Genomic DNA, 17,516 nt, shown 5'->3' with positions numbered 1-17,516 from the left:
CCATCACCCAACCTTTGCCGAGAAACCCAGGGTCCGGTTTGCGGGGGCGCTGGCAGATTCCGAACTGGCTCTGTCGCCACTTCATACGTCCACAGCGGTGCGAGCGTTGGGTGCGCAATGGAGCGCTACCGCTCATTTCGCGTTGTGGGGTCAGAGGAGTGCTTATGGTCCGCTTGAAATTCCTTTTGCCGCTTGCCCTTGCCGGGATCGCCATGCCGGCCCGCGCCGAGTGGATGAGCGGCGAACAACTTGCCGAAACTTGCGCCGGGAAGGTGCCGGTCGACCGCGCGATGTGCCTGTCCTACGTGATGGGGGTGATGGACGGGGTGCGCTACCTTGACCCGCCGCCGCGCACGCCGGTCGGCACCAGCGCGGGCGAGGTGCGCGATGTGGTTGTGGCCTGGCTTGGCGAGCACCCCGAGGCGCGCGAGTTGCAGGGGCGCGAGATCGTGCGTGCGGCGGTGGTGGCGGCCTGGCCGGAGATACAGCCCAAGGTGGCCAAGCCTGCGGTCAGGAAGAGGGCGGTGCGCAAGAAGCGGTCGTGAGATCTGGCTTTGGCTCAAGGCCCAATCGTCAGAGCATCAGTTGTTCCCTGTCCGCCATTGCTGCCACCAGTTCTGCGCGAGCGGCGGCACTCCGGTAAAGCGCGTCGATCTCGCGGATGGTGGCGTCGGCCAGCGCCTCCTCGCGCAAGTTGACGACGAGGAAATCGCTAGCTCCCAGCGCATAGCGTCGACGTTCGGCTTCCGCCATGCGGCGGGCGAGCGCGGCCTCGCTGGTGGCAAGCTCGGCAAGGCGTTCGGCGCCGTCCATCTGGGTGCGCAGATTGGCGATCTCGACGCCGACCTGGTCTTCGAGCAGGCGCAGGCGGTGGCCGAGCGCGTCCTGTTCGGCGGCGACCTCGGCAATGCGGCCGCGTGGGCCACGCTGTTCGAGGGGGAGCGAGAAGCGCAGCCCGATCAGTGCTTCGGCGGGCGCGCGTGTGGGCGATCCGGGGCCGATGTCCTTCGATCCTTCGACGCGCAGGTCGAGCCGGGGGCGCAAGTCGTTCTGTGCGAGTGCGGCGCGCACGCCGTTCTGGTCGATCCGCGCGAGCAGGGCCTTGATGTCCGGGCGGCCGGCCATGGCCTCGGCACGGTCGATCAGGCGGGGGGTGACGCCAGCGGGCATCCTTGCTGGCAGGCGCGCGGGCTCGGGCACGACCGGGCGGCCCAGATCATCGCGCAGGAACAGCGAAAGAGCGTTGGCGAACAGCGTGAGATCCTGTTCGGCGCGGACGAGCAGCGCCTTGCGGCGGACGATGTTCTGGCGGTTTTCGACGCCGAGGATCCCGGGCCGAGCGCCGAGTTCGATCTGGCGCTCGATGGAGGCCTGGCGTTGCTCGGCCAGATCGAACAGTTCGCGCAAGGTGGCCACGCGCAGGCCTGCGGCGACCCATTGCTGCCACGCCTCGATCGCGCGGCGCTGGACGCCGATGGCGATCATGTCGCGGTCGAGCGCGGCAAGGTCGACGTCGGCCTGAGCGAGTGCGAGGCGGCCGCGGCGCTCGTCTATCGCGCGGTCGCGCAGGAGCGAGAACACCGCGCCGACGCGCACTTCGCCCAGCTGGTTGGTGACCGTCTTGCCGTCATAGCCGGGGAAGCTTCCCGACGAGAGGCGGTAGCCGGTATAGACCTGCCCCCCGTTGGTGGTGAGCGGGCGGGTGGCCTTCACGTCGGCAAAAGTCCCGTCGTAGAAGCCGAGCGCGCGGCTCTGCGCATCGGCATCGAACACCAGATCGAACTGGCCCTTTGCGGACAGGGCGCGGGCATCGGCGGAGCGCTGGCGCGCCATGGCTTCCAGCACCTGCGGCGCGTGGGTGGCGGACGAGCGCAGGACTTCGGCCAGTGTCAGCTCTGCCGCATGGGCTGCGGGCGCAACCAGCAACCCAAGCGCGAACAGGAGGCGGCGGATCATTTCTCGTCCTCACCGTAGCCGCCGCCCGTGTCCTTGGTCTTGGACTTGGTCGCTTCCTTGTCCGAAAGGGCCTTGGCGGCGGTGCCCTTGCGCGGGCCGGGATCGACAGGCGGCGGGAATTCCAGCGGGAAATCGTTGAGCTGTCGCCACAGTTCGTAGCCGATGGTCACCGTCTCCATCTGGATCAAACCGCGCACCTTCGAGCCGAGCCGCACGAAATTGCCATCGGGCCATGCGGGCTTTCCGGGCATGGGTTCGACCAGCACGCGGAACAGGCCGCTGGCTTGCGCCGAAGGATCGATCGCGCGGACGCGGCCGTCGAACATGCCCTGCGCAACCGAAGGCCATCCGCTGAACTGGATCGCGGGCCAGCCTTCGAAGTGCAGGCGCACGGCCTGTCCGCGCCGCACCAGCGCAACGTCGCGGCCATCGACCATGAGTTCGACGACGCGGGTGGCGCGATCGGGCGCAAGCGTTGCCAGCCAGTCGCCTGCGCTGACCAGCGTGGCCCCGGCAGCGGTATTGAGCGCCTGGATGCGCCCGTCGCGCGGCGCGCGCACGAGCTGGGCGGACTGGCGGCCCAGCGCGATATCGACCTTGCTCAGCTTCGCGCGGGCCTCGGCCAGCTTGGCGGCGTGGTCGGAAACCTTGATCTGCGCAGTTTCGTAATCGCGGCGGGCGGCGAGGCCCTCGGCCAGCAGTTCGCCCGAGCGGCCGACATCGATCCGGGCAACGGCCATGGCCTGCTGGGTCGCGGCGATCTGGGCGAGGACTTGCGCGCGTTCGGCGGCAAGGCTGGTCAGCAGCGAGGGATCGTTGTCGATGATCCGGGCGATGGGATCGCCCTTGTGCACCTGCTGGCCATCGGCAACGTACCAACGCTCGACCCGCCCGGGAACGAGCGCGGTGACCTGCTGGACGCGGTCCTCGGGATTGAGCGCGATGATTTCACCCCGGCCCGGCGCGGTCTGGACCCAGGGGACAAGGAACAGGAGAATCGCGATCACCGGAATGGTCGTGGCGATCATCCAGCCAAGGACACGGGTAAGGCGGGGGACGCGCAGGGCGGCTAGCGTCGGGAAGGCGGCGAGATTGCGCGGAGCGGTGGCCATGGTTCAACGCTCCTGCCGGGCTGTGGCAAGATGGAGCAGGTCGGTCGCATCGGCGGCGCGGGCCTGCTGGTCCTTGCCGATCCATAGCCATGTGTCACGCACCAGCCCCTCGGGGCGTTCGGTGAATTGCAGGACGGTGGTGCCGTGGGGGCGCAGGGCTTCGAGCACGCTGTCGAGGCGGGCGGGCGGAAGCATGTCGTAGAGCGGCGAGAGCATGAGCACGCGCGGGCGGGCAAGGATCGCGCCCGCAAGCTTGAGCGCCATCGTCTCGCCCACCGAAAGCGGCCAGCCCGAGGAGGAGAGGCGCGCGTCGAGCCCGCCGGGGAGCGTGCCGATGCGGGTATCGAGCCCGACGCGCTCGAGGGCTTCGAGCATGGCCTCCGGGCGTCCCGGCGCGCTGAGCGAGAGGTATTGGCGCACGGTCATCTCGACGATGGTCGGGCGGTCGAGCACGATCACGTCCGAGCGCAGGCGGTACATGTCGAAGGTGCCGAGATCCGCGCCGCCGACGCTGACAAAGCCGGTGGCAGGCAGGTCGAGCCGCTTGAGCAGGGCGACGAGGCTGCGCTCGACCCCCGGCGCGGCCAGCACGCCCACCTGTGCGCCGCTTTCGATCGCGAAATCGAAGCGGTTCCCGGCGTGGGTGACATCGCGCAGGCGGATCGCGCCATGGGGGAGCGCGGCAGTCTCGCCCTCGGGCGCGACTTCCTGGGGGACGTCCCAGAACAGGTGAAGCTCTTCAAGGCTGGCGGCAAGATCGTAGAAGGTCTCGAGATAGGTGCCGAGCTGGGCGATGCCGTAGAACACGCCCGAAAGGATCAGTTCCGCCGCGACGAGCTGGCCGATCGAGAGTTCGCCCTGGAGGATCAGCCAGCCGCCCATCGCCAGCAGGCCTGCGCTGGCGAGCGCATAGAGCAGCAGCAGCGCGATGGTCTGCGAGAAGGTCTGGCGGAAGTGGCGGCGGTGCGTCTCGACATAGCGGGCGGTAACCGCTTCGGAGCGGTCGATGGCAAAGGCCATGTGGCGGCTCGACTTGTAGATGCCGTTCGATCCGCCGACGCTTTCGAGCCAGTGTGCGGCCGCGTGCTTGGCGTGGCTCTTGGTGATCGCGGTGCGCAGCGAGGCATTGGCCCAGACGCGCCAGATCACCACGACCAGCAGCACGAGCACGACATTGAAGGCAAGGAAGAACGGGTGGTAGAAGCTGGTGACGACAAGGCCGACCATGCTTTGCAGGACGATGGTGAAGCCGCCGATCAGCAGGCTGGTGAGGGCCTTCTGCACCACGACCATGTCGAAGAAGCGGTTGAACAGATCGCCGCGCCGGGCATCGACGAAGAACGGGTTCTGGGCGTGGACCGCGCGCAGGGTGATCTCGGCAACGAGGCGCGCAAAAAAGCGTCGCTCGAACTGCGCAAGAAGATGGACGCGAAAGGCGCTGAGCACGCCCGCAATCAGCAGCAGCACGAGCAGGATTGCGGCGAGCGTGAGCAGCGGCGCGGGCAGGGCGGTGTTGGCGACCGAGTTTATCAGCAACTGCACCGAGATCGGCGTCGCCAGCGAGAGCAGCGAGATCGCGGTGCCATAGAGCAGCGCCAGCCGGATGAATCCCGCCTCGGGACCGAGGACTTGCGCGGTCCAGCGGGCAAAGTCACGGAACGTGGGGACGGGGCGGTCGGCAGGGGTGTCGGCCATCGGGTGCGCTTGCATTCCATTGTTTCGCAGGTGCAGCAGGAATGGGGGGCCGATGGTGACAATGTTGGAACCGCGTGTAAGCAATTGTTGCCGGTTTGCAGGTAGGGCGTGGAACCCATGGCGCACGACGCCGGTTTCGCATCTGCACTCCCCAAGGCTTTTGCCTTTTCGGGGCGGCAGACGCTAAAGATCGGGTGCCTGCCGTACGGCGGGTGCCTGCTGGCAAGGGAAACGCTTTTCAGATGAATGACATGAGCGCGATTCGCAGCTTTTCGGTGGCCGACCTCATGCGTGACAGCGGGGTGCCCTTCGGCACCAGCGGCGTGCGCGGACTGGCCTCTGCGATGACCGACCGGCTGTGCCATGCCTATGCCAGCGCGTTCCTGCAGTACTTGCGCCAGATCGGCGAGTTTTCCGACGGGGACCGTGTCGCGTTGGCGGGCGACTTGCGGATCAGCACGCCGCGCATCCTTGCCGCCGTGGCGACGGCGGTGCGCGATTGCGGCGGCGAGGTGGTGTTCTGCGGGTTCACGCCAACGCCCGCGCTCGCCTATCACGCGATGGGCATCGGCATGGCCTCGATCATGGTCACCGGCAGCCACATCCCCGCCGACCGCAACGGCATCAAGTTCTATCGCCCGCACGGCGAGGTCCTGAAGAGCGACGAGGCAGGGATCGTCGGGCAGGTGGTGGAGATAGACGCCGCGCGCTTCGGCGCGGATGACGGGCTACTTGAGCCTGTGGTGCTGCCCGAGGTGACCGGGGTCGAGGATGCCTATGTCGCGCGCTACGTCAGCCATTTCGGGCCAGATGCGCTGGAGGGGCTGACCATCGGCGTGTACCAGCATTCCGCGGTGGGTCGCGACCTTCTGGTCCGAACGGTGGAGGCGCTGGGCGGGACGGCCGTGCCGTTCGGGCGCTCGACCGTGTTCGTACCGGTCGATACCGAGGCGATCCGCGAGGAGGACGTCGCGCTGGCCGCGGCGTGGGCGGCGGCGAACAAGGTCGATGCGATCATTTCGACTGATGGCGATTCGGACCGTCCTCTGGTGGCCGATGCCAGCGGCACATGGTTGCGCGGGGATATCGTCGGGCTGCTGTGCGCGCGGGCGGTGGGCGCGGACGTGGTGGTGACACCGATCAGCAGCAATACCGTGGCGGAATTGAGCGGCGCGGTGCCGCGCGTCCTGCGCACGCGGATCGGGTCGCCCTATGTGATCGCGGCGATGATGAAGGCGGCGGCGGCCGACCCGGCTGCACGGGTCTGCGGGTACGAGGCAAACGGCGGTTTTCTGCTGCAGACGCCAGTCGATGGCCTGTCCGCGCTGCCGACGCGCGATGCGCTTCTGCCGATCCTGGCGGTCATCACGCAGGCGCTGACGACGCCGGTGGCCGAGGTCGTGGCCGCGCTGCCGCCGCGCTTTACCTTCAGCGATCGCGTGGCCGATTTCCCGCAGGCGCACAGCGCGGCGCTGATCGCGTTCCTTTCAGCAGGGCCCGAGGACGAGCAACTGGCGCGGATCGCGCGGGTGTTCGGCGAGATTGCAGGCTTTCCGACCGGCATCGACACCACCGACGGCTATCGCATGACCTTTGCCGACGGTGCGATCATCCACTTCCGCCCATCGGGAAACGCGCCCGAACTGCGCTGCTATTCCGAGGCCGAGACCGAAGCCAGGGCGCGCGAGATCAACGCACGGGCGCTGGCGCATGTGCTGGCCGATGTCATTCCCGAGGCGCTGACGACACAAGTCTAAAACGCTGGTTGATAAATTAGTATGCAACACATACAATATTACCCGTTACGACGCGGGGGGAGAGACCCTGCGCAGATGCGGGGATAGCTGAACATGGCACAGATCATCGATGGCAAGGCGCTGGCTGCGCAAGTGATCGAGCGCACCGCAGCCGATGTGGCGGCAATCGTCGCAGGCGGCGGCGCTGCGCCGGGGCTGGCGGTGATCCTCGTCGGCAATGATCCGGCAAGCGAGGTCTACGTCGGGCGCAAGATCGCGCAGTGCCGCAAGGCCGGCATCCGTTCGATCGAGCATCGGCTGGCAGCGGACACGCCACAGGACGAGGTGCTGGCGCTGATCGACACGCTCAACGCCGATGCAAGCGTGCATGGGATACTGGTGCAGTTGCCGCTGCCCAAGCACATCGATGCCGCACTGGTGCTCGACCGGATCGATCCGGGCAAGGATGTCGACGGGTTCCACCCGGTCAACGTCGGGCGCCTGTCCACCGGCACGGGCGGGCTCGTCCCTTGCACGCCGCTTGGCGTCATGCTGCTGCTCGACAGCGTGATCGAGGATTATCGCGGCCTCAACGTGGTGGTGATCGGCAAGTCGAACATCGTCGGCAAGCCGGTGTCGATGCTGCTGCTGGAGCGCGAGGCGACGGTGACCGTGACGCATATCGAAACGCGCGACCTGCCCGATGTGGCGCGCAAGGCCGATGTCATCGTGGCGGCGGCGGGCGCGCCGCATCTGGTGCGCGGCTACTGGGTGAAGCCCGGCGCGGTGGTGATCGATGTGGGTATCAGCCGCGTGACCGATTTCGACGGCAAGACGCGGATCGTGGGCGATTGCGCGACGCACGAACTCGATCATGCCAAGGCGGTGACGCCCGTGCCGGGCGGCGTCGGCCCGATGACGATCGCCTGCCTGCTCAGCAACACCGTGCTGGCGGCAAAGCGGGCGGCGCCGAAGTGACTTGCGTTGATTGCAATCGCAACCGCCCCTTTCGCACTTGCAGCATCGGGCGTCGGGGTGGATAGAGGGGGTGCCTTTCAGGCATCCTCTCCCAAACTTTCCAAGGGGGCCAGCGCAAGCCGGCCCCCCTTTTTTTGGTCTAGCGCGAAGGCTTGGCTGTCCTGACGAGGAACAGCAGCGGAATGGCGATGAAGCAGGCGATCGCCATCGCGTAGAAATCGTTGATATAGGCGATCATCGCTGCCTGCTGGTTGACGATCCCGTCGATTATCTGCAGCGCGGCATCGCCCGCGCCGCCATAGGCGGTGATGCGATCGAGATTGAACGGCACCAGCGCGCGGGTGACATGCGCGCCGAGTTCCGCATGGTTGACCTGCACGTTGCGCGCGAGTTCGACCGAAGCGGCGGCGATGCCGATCGAGGAGCCGAGGTTGCGCATCAGGTTGCCGAGGCTCGAGGCGTCGGTGCGGTATTGCGGCGCGAGGGTGGCAAACGAGATCAGGTTCATCGGCATGAACGTGAAGCTCAGCCCCAGCCCCTGGAGCAGCCCTGCGACGATGATCGGACCGCGCGGCATGGAGGTGGACCATCCGGTCATCATCCACATCGAGGCCCCCATCATCAGCAACCCGATGGCCAGCAGCAGGCGCGCATCGACCTTGGTCATGAACCGGCCGAACAGCGTGACCGAGACGAGCATGCCGATGCCGCGCGGGGCGAGCAGCATGCCCGATTGCAGCGGCGTGTAGCCGTAGATCTGCTGGAGCAGTCCGGGCAGCAGGGCCATGACCGACATCATCACAAGGCCGATCAGGAACATGAAGGCGAGCCCGACCGTGAAATTGCGATCGCGGAACAGCGCGGTGGGAAACAGCGGGTGCGGATTGCCGGTCAGGTGGAACGCGGCGAGCCATGCGCAGGCGGCGGCGATTACGGCATAGACCACGATCTCGGCCGAGGCGAACCAGTCCTGCGTCAGGCCGCGGTCAAGAATGAGCTGGAGCGCCGAGACGGTGATCGCGACGAGCGCCCAGCCGACCAGGTCGACCGGCCTGCGGCGGGTGGGTGTCCGCGGCAGGTAGAGCGCGAGCAGGGCAAAGCACAGCACGCCGACCGGCAGGTTGACGTAGAACACCCAGCGCCAGTTGAAGTTGTCGGTAAGGTATCCGCCGATGATCGGCCCGGTGATCGGCCCGAGCATGACGCCCTGGGTATAGAGCGCCATCATCCGCGGACGTTCGGCGACGGTGCTCGAATCGAGCGTGACCGTCTGGGCGAGGGGCGAGAGAAACGCGCCCGCCAGACCTTGCAGGATGCGGAACGCGACCATCTGTTCGAGGCTTTGCGCCACCCCGCACAGCATCGAGGCGACCGTGAACAGCAGCACCGAGGCCAGCATCATCATGCGGATGCCGAACTTGTCGACCAGCCAGCCCGCCAGCGGCAGCGCCACCGCCGAGGCCAGCACGTAGCTGGTCAGCACCCACGAGATCGTGTCGCGCGTCGCGCCGAGCGAGGCGGTCATGTGCGGCAGCGCGACGTTGGCGATGGTCGTGTCGAGCGTGTACATGACCATCGCGGCCATCGACCCGAGCAGCATCAACATCCGGTTGCGCGAGACGATCGGTGGCGTCTCGTGACCGGGAGCGGCGCTACTTGCCGACATGGACGGTGACGTCGGAACTCAGCCCGGCGATCAGCGGACGGTCGGACTTGCTGTCGATCGCGATGCGCACGGGGACGCGCTGGATTACCTTGACCCAGTTGCCGGTGGCATTCTGTGCGGGCAGCACCGAGAATTCCGAACCGGTGCCTGCGCCGATGGATTCGACGTGCCCCTTCAGCGCAAGGCCGGGATAGGCGTCGAGTTCGATCTCGGCCTTCTGGCCGGGGCGCATGTGGGCAAGGTCGGTTTCCTTGAAGTTCGCCTCCACCCGCGCGCTGCCATCGCGCACGATCGAAAGCATCGGCACGCCCGGGAAGACCATCTGGCCGACCTGCAGGCGCGTGACTTGCGTGACCACGCCATCGGCGGGCGCGCGCACTACGGTGCGTGTCACCTCGAGACTGGCACGAGCGCGCGTGGCCTGCGCGGCGGCAATGGCGGGATCGACGCCGGGGACGGCCGAGCCTTGCGCCATCTGGGCGCGGGCCTGCGCCACTTCGGCCTGGATTGCGCCGATCCGGTCGCGCGCGACGGCAACGGCGTGGGTGGCGGCGTCCATGCGCGCGCGGGTGTTGAAGCCGCGGTCCATCAGCGCCTTCTCGCGCGAATAGTTTGCCTGGGCGAGCGCGAGATCATCGCGCGCGCCGGCCAGTTCGGCAGCCTTGGCGGAGATGTCGGAACTCATCGCGGTGACGCGCGCCTGCGCAGTGGCGATCTGGGCATCGGCCTGGCGGACGGCGGCGGTGAATGTGGCCGGATCGATCGTGAACAGCACGTCGCCTGCGCGCACGTGCTGGTTGTCGCCCACGTTGACGCGGGTGATGAGGCCCGAGACCTCGCCTGCGACCGAGACGATGTCCTGCTTGACGTAGGCATTGTCGGTCTCGACCACGCCGGGGCTGCCGAACCAGTACCACAGGCCTCCGGCAATCGCGAGGACGGGGCCGAGCACCATCAGCATGGCGCGCAGGCGGCGCGGCCTTGGTGCCGGGGCGACAGGGGGTGGGGCGACAGGGGGTGGGGCGACAGGGCGCGGGGTGGCTTCGTTGGCGGGGAACGGATCGGCTTCAGCCATGGGCGGGGATCGCTTCTGCAGGAATTTCGTCGGAAAGATTGGTGCGCACGCGTTCAAGCAGCGTGAGCAACTGGTTCTGCTCGGCCTCGGTCAGGCCGGCGACCGCCTCGTCGATGACGGCACGGGCACATTCGCCCATGCGACCCATCAGGTCTTCGGCGGCCGGCGTGAGATAGAGGCACCAGCGCCGCCGGTCGGCCGGATCGTCGCGCCGTTCGACGAGATCAAGTTTTTCGAGCCGGTCGATCATGCGCGCGGCGGTGATCGCCTCGACCTCGAGCCAGGAGGCGAGCGCCTGCTGGGTGGTGCCGGGGCTGCGCTGGATCGCGGCCAGCGCGCGCCATTGCGGGCCGGTGACGCCGAACTTGCGCGCCGCCACGCCAAACCGCTTGCGGAACAGCCGTCCGACGTCGGATGAGAGGAAGGCCACGTTGACTTTCATGCCGTGGCGATAATAGCCATGCTTACATTCATCAATGCAAAAAAGGATGGGGATGTTCGAAAAAGCTCTCGCAGCGGCACGGGCCTATCGCGCGCAGGCGCAGGCTGGACTGGTCGCGCGGATCGCCGATGGGTCGGTCGATGCGCACCAGCGTGCCGCGCATGGCTTTGCCTGGGTGGCGACAAGCGTGGCCGCGCTTGAGGCGGTGACGGACTGGGCCGGGCGCGGGGGAAGCACGCTCGATAAAGGTGTGGCCCGGCTCGCCTTTGCCGAGACGCTGGCGCAGATCACGGGCGGGCTGCCGATGGGGCAGAACGAGATCGCGCGGCCTGCCGACCTCGGTCTCGGGCAAGCGGCGCGTGCGCTGGCACAGGCCTGCGCCGAATTCGTAGACGCTGATCATGCCGCCTGGCGGGCGCAAGTTGCCGCCGCGTTGGCTGATGGGCAGTGGCCGTCAGAATCGTTCGGTAATGCCGATCTCGACGCAATCCGCGAGCAGTTCCGCCGCTTTTCCGATGCGGAGATCCTGCCCCATGCGCACAAGTGGCACCTTGCCAACGCTCTGATTCCCGAGGCGACGGTGCAGGCGATGGCCGACCTTGGCACGTTCGGCGTGTGCATTCCCGAGGCGCACGGCGGGTTGGGCCTTGGCAAGCTGGTGATGTGCGTGGTGACCGAGGAACTCTCACGCGGGTGGATCGGCGCAGGGTCGTTGGGCACCCGCTCTGAAATCGCGGGCGAGCTGATCGCGCTGGGCGGGACCGAGGCGCAGAAGGCGCAGTGGCTGCCGCGCATTGCCAGTGGCGAGGTGCTGCCGACCGCCGTGTTTACCGAGCCCGATACCGGATCGGACCTGGGATCGCTGCAGACGCGGGCGCGGCGCGATGGCGATGGCAGGTGGGTGATTGACGGCGCGAAGACCTGGATCACCCATGCCGCGCGGTCGGACCTGATGACGCTGCTGGCGCGCACTCTGCCCGATGCGAAAGGCTACGCGGGCCTGTCGATGCTGCTGGTGCCCAAGCCGCGCGGCACAGATGATCAGCCGTTTCCAGCCGAGGGCATGAGCGGCAGCGAGATCGAGGTGCTCGGCTATCGCGGCATGCGCGAATATGCGCTGCAGTTCGATGGCATGCGTGCGCCGGGCGAGGCGCTGCTCGGCGATGAACAGGGCCAGGGCTTCAAGCAGTTGATGCGCACTTTCGAGGGCGCGCGCATCCAGACCGCCGCGCGCGCGGTGGGCGTGGCGCGCCGCGCGCTCGAACTGGGGCTGGACTATGCGCGGAACCGCAAGCAGTTCGGCAAGGCGATCGTGCATTTCCCGCGCGTGGCCGACAAGCTGGCGATGAGCCTTGCCGACATGGTCATGGCGCGTGAGCTTACCTATGCCGCCGCGCGGGCCAAGGATTCGGGCAAGCGCTGCGACATCGAGGCGGGCATGGCCAAGCTGCTGGCCGCGCGCTGTGCCTGGGCCAATGCCGATGCCGCGCTTCAGATCCACGGCGGCAACGGTTATGCCCTGGAATACGAGATCAGCCGTGTGCTGTGCGATGCGCGCATTCTCAACATCTTCGAAGGCGCGGCGGAAATCCAGGCGCAGGTGATTGCGCGCGGGCTGATCGAAGGGCGGAACTGATCAGGCCGTTGCGCGCTCCACCATGTCGCGCAAGGGCAGGCTGACCTTGAGGCGGATGGCGAGGAGCGCGGTGCCGCTGACCTTGCGCTGGACGAACAGGGTTTCGGCGGGCGGCAGGTGCCAGGCGCTGCGGTCGGCGAAGATTGTCTCGGCCTCGGCGCGGACGCGCTCGACGAACGAACGGTCGGCAAAGTCGAACAGGCCGGGCTTGCCGAGATGGGCGAGCAGCACCGCGATCATCCGGTCGAGCGCGGGGCCGTGGCGCGCAAGGACCACAGGCGCGACGAAGCCGATGTCGAGCAGGGCGGCGCGCAAGGCACCGGCATCGTCGGCAAGGCCTGCGTGCATCAGGCGGCGGTAAGCCTGCGTCGTGGCCGGATCGATCGCGCGGGCCGCGCCGAAATCGAGCAGGACTACGCGGTTGCCGTCCGGTTGCCAGCGGAAATTGGCGAAATTGGGATCGGTCTGCATGAACCCGAATTCGAAAAGTTCGCGCAAGGTCAGGCCGAGCATCGCCGCCATTGCCTGCTGGCGCGCCTCGGTATCGGCGGTGGACAGCGCCTCGATCGGTCGCGCTTCGATGAAGTCCATGGCCAGTACGGTGGACCCTGAAAGCTCCGGGTGCGGGCGCGGCACGAGGAATGCGGGGTCATCGGCCAGAAGTTCGGCATAGCGGGTCATCATCGCCGCCTCGCGCAAGTAGTCGGCTTCCTCGTGCAACTGTCGCTTGGCTTCGGCCAGCAGCGGGGCGATGTCGAGGCTGGAGGGCAGCAGGCCCGAGACGCGCAGGAGCGTGGCGACATTGTCGACATCGGCATCGATGCTGGCGGCAATGCCGGGATACTGCACCTTGATTGCCAGAACCCGGCCATCGGGCAGCGTTGCGCGGTGGACCTGTCCGATCGAGGCTGCCGCGATGGGCCGCGCCTCGAAATGGGCAAAGCGGCTGCGCCAGCCAGTGCCCCATTGCGCGGTGAGCACGCGCTCGAGCTGGGCAGGCGGCATGAAGTGCGCGGATTCGCGCAGGCGCGCGAGAATCTCGGACAGTTCGCGCGGCAGCATGTCGCCCGCATCGAGCGAGATCATCTGGCCAAGCTTCATCGCCGCTCCGCGCAGCCGCGAAAGCTGGTCGGCCACGCGCATGGCATTGCCCGGAGTGAGCAGCATGTCCGAAAGGCGCGGGACATCGCCGCGCGCAAGACGCCTTGCGCCTTCGGCCAGCATGCCCCCGGCCACGCCGCCCGCAAGCTGTCCGAACGAGGCCAGGCGCGACAGGCGACGCGAGGGAACTTTCCGATAGCGGTCGCCGCTCAACGGGCGAGCCTCGGCCGTGCGGGGCGGCTCGGGGGAGGGAAAGGACTCATGGCCCCCCTATGGCGGTCTGCGTCAGTCGCGAAGACCTGCCATTTGGGGCAAGCCCCATGAACTCAGGCCCAGCGTTCGCGCAGCTTGAGCAACTCGATGGCCGCCTTGGCCGCTTCGCCGCCCTTGTCCTTCTGTGCGGGGTCTGCGCGGACGAGGGCCTGCGCTTCGTTCTCGACCGTGAGGATGCCGTTGCCGATGGCGGTGCCGTCCATGGTCAAGGCCATGATGCCGCGCGCGCTTTCGCCCGCGACGATCTCGAAATGATAGGTCTCGCCCCGGATCACGACGCCGATGGCGACATAGCCGTCATATTCGCCCGACTGTTCGGCAAGCGAGATGGCGCCCGGAATTTCCAGCGCGCCGGGGACGGTGACGACGTCGGACGTATGTCCGGCGGCCTTGATCGCGGCCTTGGCGCCTGCGATCAGCATGTCGTTGAGATGGTCGTAGAAGCGGGCTTCGACAATCAGGAACTTGGCCATGGAAAATCAGTCCTCGGTGATCGGCTGTTCGCCGACGATGTTGAGCCCGTAGCCTTCGATGGCCACGACGTTGCGGTGGGCGTTGGTCAGCAGGACCATGTCGTGCACGCCAAGGTCTGCCAGGATCTGCGCGCCGATGCCGTAGCTGCGCAAGTCCATGTTGCCGCCGCCGGTACCCGATACCTCGTTGACCAGCTGGTCGGGGTCGCTCGGCATCAGCAGCACGATCACGCCCGAGCCGGCCTTGCCGATCTCGGCCATGGCGCGCTGGAGGATGCGCTTGCGCGGTCCGGGCGCGCCGAGCACGTCGGACAGGACCGAAATCGCGTGCATGCGCACCAGCGTCGGCCGATCGGGGTGGATCGCACCCTTCTGCAGCACGAGATGGACCGAGCCATCGACCTTGTTGCGATAGGTGCGGATCGTCCAGTCGCCGCCGTAGTCCGAGGTGAACGGGGCAAGGGCGGTGCATTCGACGAGATGGTCGTGGCGACGGCGATATTCGATCAGATCGCGGATCGTGCCCATCTTGAGGCCGTGCTTGCGCGCGAAGGGGACGAGATCGTCCATCCGCGCCATCGTGCCGTCGTCCTTCATGATCTCGCAGATCACGCCCGAAGGATTGAGCCCGGCCAAGCGGCTGATGTCGACCGCGGCTTCGGTGTGGCCGGCGCGGACGAGCACGCCGCCATCGCGCGCAATCAGCGGGAAGACGTGGCCGGGGGTGACGATGTCGTCGCGGGTCTTGGCCGCGTCGATCGCGACCGAGACGGTGCGCGCGCGGTCACCCGCCGAGATGCCGGTGGTGACCCCTTCGCGCGCCTCGATCGAGACGGTGAACGCGGTTTCGTGGCGCGTGCCGTTGTTACGGCTCATCAGCTCGAGGCCAAGCTGTTCGCAGCGGCTGCGGGTGAGCGTGAGGCAGATCAGGCCGCGGCCATGCGTGGCCATGAAATTTACCGCATCGGGCGTGGCCATCTGTGCGGGGATCACCAGATCGCCTTCGTTCTCGCGGTCCTCGTCGTCCACCAGGATGAACATGCGACCGTTGCGCGCTTCCTCGATGATCTCCTCGATCGGCACGAGCGCGGGCGTGTCGTCGCTGTCCGAAAGGAAGCGTTCGAGCTTGGCCAGCGTGTCTGCCGTGGGATTCCAGTTCGGCTCGGTCAGGTCACGCAGCGTATTGGCGTGGAGGCCTGCGGCCCGGGCGAGGCCGGAGCGCGACATGCCGCCTTCGTTGACGAGGCGGCGGATTCGGACGATGAGTTCGCTGGACATGCCAGCCTAATTTCACATCGCAATGTGTGGCGCAAGCGCCTAATCACATCAAGGCGTAATTTCTGTCAGGCTGCGCGCGTATCCAGCACCTCGACGGCGTCGGACTTACCGGCGAAATCAACATGTTCCCCGGCTTCGGCACCGATCAGTGCGCGCGCCAGCGGTGCGGAGAAAGACACGAGGCCCTGCGCCGGATCGGCCTCGTCATCACCGACGATGGTGATCGAGCGTTTCTTGCCATTGAGAGCGAAGGTTACGGTACTGCCAAAGGCGACGGTATCACCTTGGGGCGGGTCCTGCAGCAAGGCGGTGGCCTGGCGCGTGCTCCAGTAGCGCAAGTCGCGCCGCGCGGACTTGATCGCGGCCTCGTCGGCCAGCGTGGGGATCAGCGCCTCGATGGCCGCAAGCCTCTCGCCGATCAGCGCAAGACCGCGCGCCGTGACAAGGTTCGGTCCCGGCGGGATCGGCAGCTCGAACTTCGGCTCGAGATGTTCATCGTCACTCTCGCGGCGAAACGCGACACTCATGGCTCTCTCCTTGGGCATCCAAGATCGGGAGCCGGGGCCGCGCGCGCAAGGTCATTTGCGCGGAACGCCGAGCTTGTCGTGAAAGAAATCGAACGTGGCGTTCATCGCGGCGAGCGAGGACTTGCGAGTCTCCTCGGGCGTCTTGCCCATGAAACTGTGGTCCGTGGCGGGGTAGTAGATCGCCGTGACCGGTACGCCCGCTGCCTTTAGCGCGTCTTCGGCCTGTTGCGACTGGCCGACGGGGACGACCTTGTCCTCGGTCCCGTGGATCAGCAGGAAGGGCGGATCCCTGGGATCGAGATAAGTGAGGGGGCTGGCGAGCCGCAGGGCCTCGGGCGCGCAGGTGCCGTCCTTGCAGCCGAGCAGAACCTGCTCGGGCGTGCCCGCCACGAGGCGGCGCGGCATCGTGTTCATGTCGAACACGCCGTACCACGAGGCGACCGCCTGCGGGCAGTGGTCCTGCGCCGAGGCGGGATCGAGCGTGGTATCGCGGCAGCCGAGGCCGGCGAGCGCGGCAAGGTGGCCACCGGCCGAGCCGCCGAAAATGCCGACGCGATCGGGGTCGATGCTGTACTTCGCAGCGTTCTCGCGCAGGAAGCGCAAGGCGGCATTGACGTCGCGGGACTGGGCCGGGAAGGTCGCTTCGCCCGAGAGTCGGTATTCGACGCTGGCGACGGTGAAGCCCTCGGCGGAAAAAGCCGCGAGCATCGCCGGGAAGTTTTCGAACGCGCCCGACTGGCGGGTGTGGCCGCCCATCCAGCCACCGCCGTGGATATAGAGCACCAGCGGGTGCGGGCCCTTGCCGCGGGGCACGTAGATGTCGACGATCTGCGGGCGGAAGCCGGGCTGGACCTGGTAGGTCACGTCGCGCCACGCCTTGACGCCCTTGGGAAAGGCGACCGGCACTTGCGGAAACTTGTCGGCCATCGACGGTTCGGGGCCGACCGGAAGGACGCGGGGTGGTGCGGCGTCGAGCGCGGTGGCGGTAAGCAGCGATGCCAGCGCGACGGTGAGGGCGTATCTTGCCATGGGGGTCTCTCCGGGATTGTTATGTTTTCGGGCTGCTGCGTCAGGTGACGCGGAAAAAGCGGATGCGCACGGCACGCTGGCCGTCCGGCAGGCTGACCGGATCGAGCGTGCCGACGAAGCTCGTCTGGCCGAGCCATTCGTACTTGCCCATCGGCGCTTCGAATACCGGCTGGGTGCGGACCACGGCAGCGGGGTTCTTCGCGCGGCAGCTGACCCCGGTGTTGACGACATTGATCACCACGCCGTCGTCGGTGCGCAGCATGTAGTCGGCCTTGATCTGCAGGCAGCCGTCGGCGCGGCGCAACTGCCAGTCCCATCCGCCGCCGATGACCGTGCCCTTGAGGCCGGGGCCTTCGAAGGTGCCGCCGGTGATCGGCACGATATTCCGCCTGCCCATTGGTGTCTGACCCGCTGGCGTGTCGGGGCCGAGCAGCACGGTTTCCTCGAAGACGAATTCGAGGCCGGGTGCCGGGGCGGGGGCGGGAACTGCAGCAGCGACGGCGGGGGCTGCTGCGGCGAGGGCGAGAAGGATGGTCATA

General features: G+C 67.4%; 16 protein-coding genes. 4 read left to right on the top strand and 12 right to left on the bottom strand.

All coding sequences use genetic code 11. From position 1 onward, the window contains the following. The first annotated feature begins 173 nt into the window (after positions 1-173). On the top strand, positions 174-545 hold the full coding sequence (locus AC2A04_RS12765) for a Rap1a/Tai family immunity protein (RefSeq protein ID WP_484212725.1): 372 nt from the start codon (positions 174-176) through the stop codon (positions 543-545). A gap of 28 nt (positions 546-573) precedes the next feature. Here AC2A04_RS12765 and AC2A04_RS12760 read toward each other — a convergent pair whose 3' ends face one another. Genes AC2A04_RS12760 through AC2A04_RS12750 form a run of 3 tightly spaced genes read right to left on the bottom strand, consistent with a single transcriptional unit; the run spans position 574 to position 4,763 of the window. Continuing rightward, the gene (locus AC2A04_RS12760; RefSeq protein WP_484212724.1) at positions 574-1,956 is read right to left on the bottom strand and encodes a TolC family protein; all 1,383 of its coding nucleotides are present in this window, start codon (positions 1,954-1,956) and stop codon (positions 574-576) included. Continuing rightward, positions 1,953-3,068, bottom strand: coding sequence for an efflux RND transporter periplasmic adaptor subunit (locus tag AC2A04_RS12755; RefSeq protein WP_484212723.1), 1,116 nt, complete (start codon positions 3,066-3,068; stop codon positions 1,953-1,955). The genes AC2A04_RS12760 and AC2A04_RS12755 overlap by 4 nt, the downstream gene beginning before the upstream one ends. A 3-nt stretch (positions 3,069-3,071) precedes the next feature. Then, positions 3,072-4,763, bottom strand: a complete 1,692-nt coding sequence (locus AC2A04_RS12750) for an ABC transporter transmembrane domain-containing protein (RefSeq protein ID WP_484212722.1) — start codon at positions 4,761-4,763, stop codon at positions 3,072-3,074. A gap of 251 nt (positions 4,764-5,014) precedes the next feature. On the opposite strand from AC2A04_RS12750, the gene AC2A04_RS12745 reads away from it, so the two are divergent. Together AC2A04_RS12745 and AC2A04_RS12740 are read left to right on the top strand one after the other, a co-directional pair. Then, positions 5,015-6,520: a phosphomannomutase gene (locus tag AC2A04_RS12745; protein ID WP_484212721.1), complete on the top strand. Its 1,506-nt coding sequence runs from the start codon at positions 5,015-5,017 to the stop codon at positions 6,518-6,520. A gap of 93 nt (positions 6,521-6,613) precedes the next feature. Next, on the top strand, positions 6,614-7,477 hold the full coding sequence (locus AC2A04_RS12740) for a bifunctional 5,10-methylenetetrahydrofolate dehydrogenase/5,10-methenyltetrahydrofolate cyclohydrolase (RefSeq protein WP_484212720.1): 864 nt from the start codon (positions 6,614-6,616) through the stop codon (positions 7,475-7,477). 139 nt (positions 7,478-7,616) lie between these two features. On the opposite strand, the gene AC2A04_RS12735 is transcribed toward AC2A04_RS12740, so the two are convergent. From AC2A04_RS12735 to AC2A04_RS12725, 3 genes are read right to left on the bottom strand one after another with little or no spacing between them, the layout of a single operon-like run. Continuing rightward, positions 7,617-9,143: a DHA2 family efflux MFS transporter permease subunit gene (locus AC2A04_RS12735; RefSeq protein WP_484212719.1), complete on the bottom strand. Its 1,527-nt coding sequence runs from the start codon at positions 9,141-9,143 to the stop codon at positions 7,617-7,619. Next, a complete protein-coding gene (locus AC2A04_RS12730) occupies positions 9,130-10,218 on the bottom strand; it encodes an HlyD family secretion protein (protein WP_484212718.1) in 1,089 nt (362 codons plus the stop codon). The genes AC2A04_RS12735 and AC2A04_RS12730 overlap by 14 nt, the downstream gene beginning before the upstream one ends. Then, the gene (locus tag AC2A04_RS12725) at positions 10,211-10,660 is read right to left on the bottom strand and encodes a MarR family winged helix-turn-helix transcriptional regulator (RefSeq protein ID WP_484212717.1); all 450 of its coding nucleotides are present in this window, start codon (positions 10,658-10,660) and stop codon (positions 10,211-10,213) included. The genes AC2A04_RS12730 and AC2A04_RS12725 overlap by 8 nt, the downstream gene beginning before the upstream one ends. 52 nt (positions 10,661-10,712) lie before the next feature. On the opposite strand from AC2A04_RS12725, the gene AC2A04_RS12720 reads away from it, so the two are divergent. Then, positions 10,713-12,296: an acyl-CoA dehydrogenase family protein gene (locus tag AC2A04_RS12720; protein WP_484212716.1), complete on the top strand. Its 1,584-nt coding sequence runs from the start codon at positions 10,713-10,715 to the stop codon at positions 12,294-12,296. On the opposite strand, the gene AC2A04_RS12715 is transcribed toward AC2A04_RS12720, so the two are convergent. The 6 genes from AC2A04_RS12715 to AC2A04_RS12690 form a co-directional block, all read right to left on the bottom strand. Further along, the gene (locus tag AC2A04_RS12715) at positions 12,297-13,610 is read right to left on the bottom strand and encodes an ABC1 kinase family protein (protein WP_484212715.1); all 1,314 of its coding nucleotides are present in this window, start codon (positions 13,608-13,610) and stop codon (positions 12,297-12,299) included. A gap of 113 nt (positions 13,611-13,723) precedes the next feature. Next, positions 13,724-14,143 carry a 6,7-dimethyl-8-ribityllumazine synthase gene (gene ribH / locus AC2A04_RS12710; protein WP_484212714.1) on the bottom strand — a complete coding sequence of 140 codons (420 nt, stop codon included), beginning with the start codon at positions 14,141-14,143 and terminating at the stop codon, positions 13,724-13,726. A 6-nt stretch (positions 14,144-14,149) separates the two neighbouring features. After that, positions 14,150-15,421, bottom strand: coding sequence for a 3,4-dihydroxy-2-butanone-4-phosphate synthase (gene ribB, locus AC2A04_RS12705; RefSeq protein ID WP_484212713.1), 1,272 nt, complete (start codon positions 15,419-15,421; stop codon positions 14,150-14,152). 65 nt (positions 15,422-15,486) lie between these two features. After that, positions 15,487-15,948: a GreA/GreB family elongation factor gene (locus AC2A04_RS12700; protein ID WP_484212712.1), complete on the bottom strand. Its 462-nt coding sequence runs from the start codon at positions 15,946-15,948 to the stop codon at positions 15,487-15,489. Between the two features lie 51 nt (positions 15,949-15,999). Beyond that, positions 16,000-16,977: an alpha/beta fold hydrolase gene (locus tag AC2A04_RS12695; protein ID WP_484212711.1), complete on the bottom strand. Its 978-nt coding sequence runs from the start codon at positions 16,975-16,977 to the stop codon at positions 16,000-16,002. A gap of 40 nt (positions 16,978-17,017) precedes the next feature. Then, positions 17,018-17,515 (bottom strand): DUF3237 domain-containing protein, encoded by a 498-nt coding sequence (locus AC2A04_RS12690; RefSeq protein WP_484212710.1) that lies wholly within the window; start codon positions 17,513-17,515, stop codon positions 17,018-17,020. Position 17,516: the final 1 nt, after the last annotated feature.

The organism is Novosphingobium sp. HNCC26DJ243, from assembly GCF_057180545.1.
Note: the sequence above shows the minus strand (reverse complement) of the source record. Positions and strands in the feature narration are given on the sequence as shown.

Excerpts from the sequence above, each read along its gene's own strand:
- AC2A04_RS12760 (WP_484212724.1), bottom strand. The coding sequence starts at position 1,956 with ATGATCCGCCGCCTCCTGTTCGCGCTTGGGTTGCTGGTTGCGCCCGCA.
- AC2A04_RS12755 (WP_484212723.1), bottom strand. The coding sequence starts at position 3,068 with ATGGCCACCGCTCCGCGCAATCTCGCCGCCTTCCCGACGCTAGCCGCC.
- AC2A04_RS12750 (WP_484212722.1), bottom strand. The coding sequence starts at position 4,763 with ATGGCCGACACCCCTGCCGACCGCCCCGTCCCCACGTTCCGTGACTTT.
- AC2A04_RS12745 (WP_484212721.1), top strand. The coding sequence starts at position 5,015 with ATGAGCGCGATTCGCAGCTTTTCGGTGGCCGACCTCATGCGTGACAGC.
- AC2A04_RS12740 (WP_484212720.1), top strand. The coding sequence starts at position 6,614 with ATGGCACAGATCATCGATGGCAAGGCGCTGGCTGCGCAAGTGATCGAG.
- AC2A04_RS12735 (WP_484212719.1), bottom strand. The coding sequence starts at position 9,143 with ATGTCGGCAAGTAGCGCCGCTCCCGGTCACGAGACGCCACCGATCGTC.
- AC2A04_RS12730 (WP_484212718.1), bottom strand. The coding sequence starts at position 10,218 with ATGGCTGAAGCCGATCCGTTCCCCGCCAACGAAGCCACCCCGCGCCCT.
- AC2A04_RS12725 (WP_484212717.1), bottom strand. The coding sequence starts at position 10,660 with ATGAAAGTCAACGTGGCCTTCCTCTCATCCGACGTCGGACGGCTGTTC.
- AC2A04_RS12720 (WP_484212716.1), top strand. The coding sequence starts at position 10,713 with ATGTTCGAAAAAGCTCTCGCAGCGGCACGGGCCTATCGCGCGCAGGCG.
- ribH (WP_484212714.1), bottom strand. The coding sequence starts at position 14,143 with ATGGCCAAGTTCCTGATTGTCGAAGCCCGCTTCTACGACCATCTCAAC.
- ribB (WP_484212713.1), bottom strand. The coding sequence starts at position 15,421 with ATGTCCAGCGAACTCATCGTCCGAATCCGCCGCCTCGTCAACGAAGGC.
- AC2A04_RS12700 (WP_484212712.1), bottom strand. The coding sequence starts at position 15,948 with ATGAGTGTCGCGTTTCGCCGCGAGAGTGACGATGAACATCTCGAGCCG.
- AC2A04_RS12695 (WP_484212711.1), bottom strand. The coding sequence starts at position 16,977 with ATGGCAAGATACGCCCTCACCGTCGCGCTGGCATCGCTGCTTACCGCC.
- AC2A04_RS12690 (WP_484212710.1), bottom strand. The coding sequence starts at position 17,515 with ATGACCATCCTTCTCGCCCTCGCCGCAGCAGCCCCCGCCGTCGCTGCT.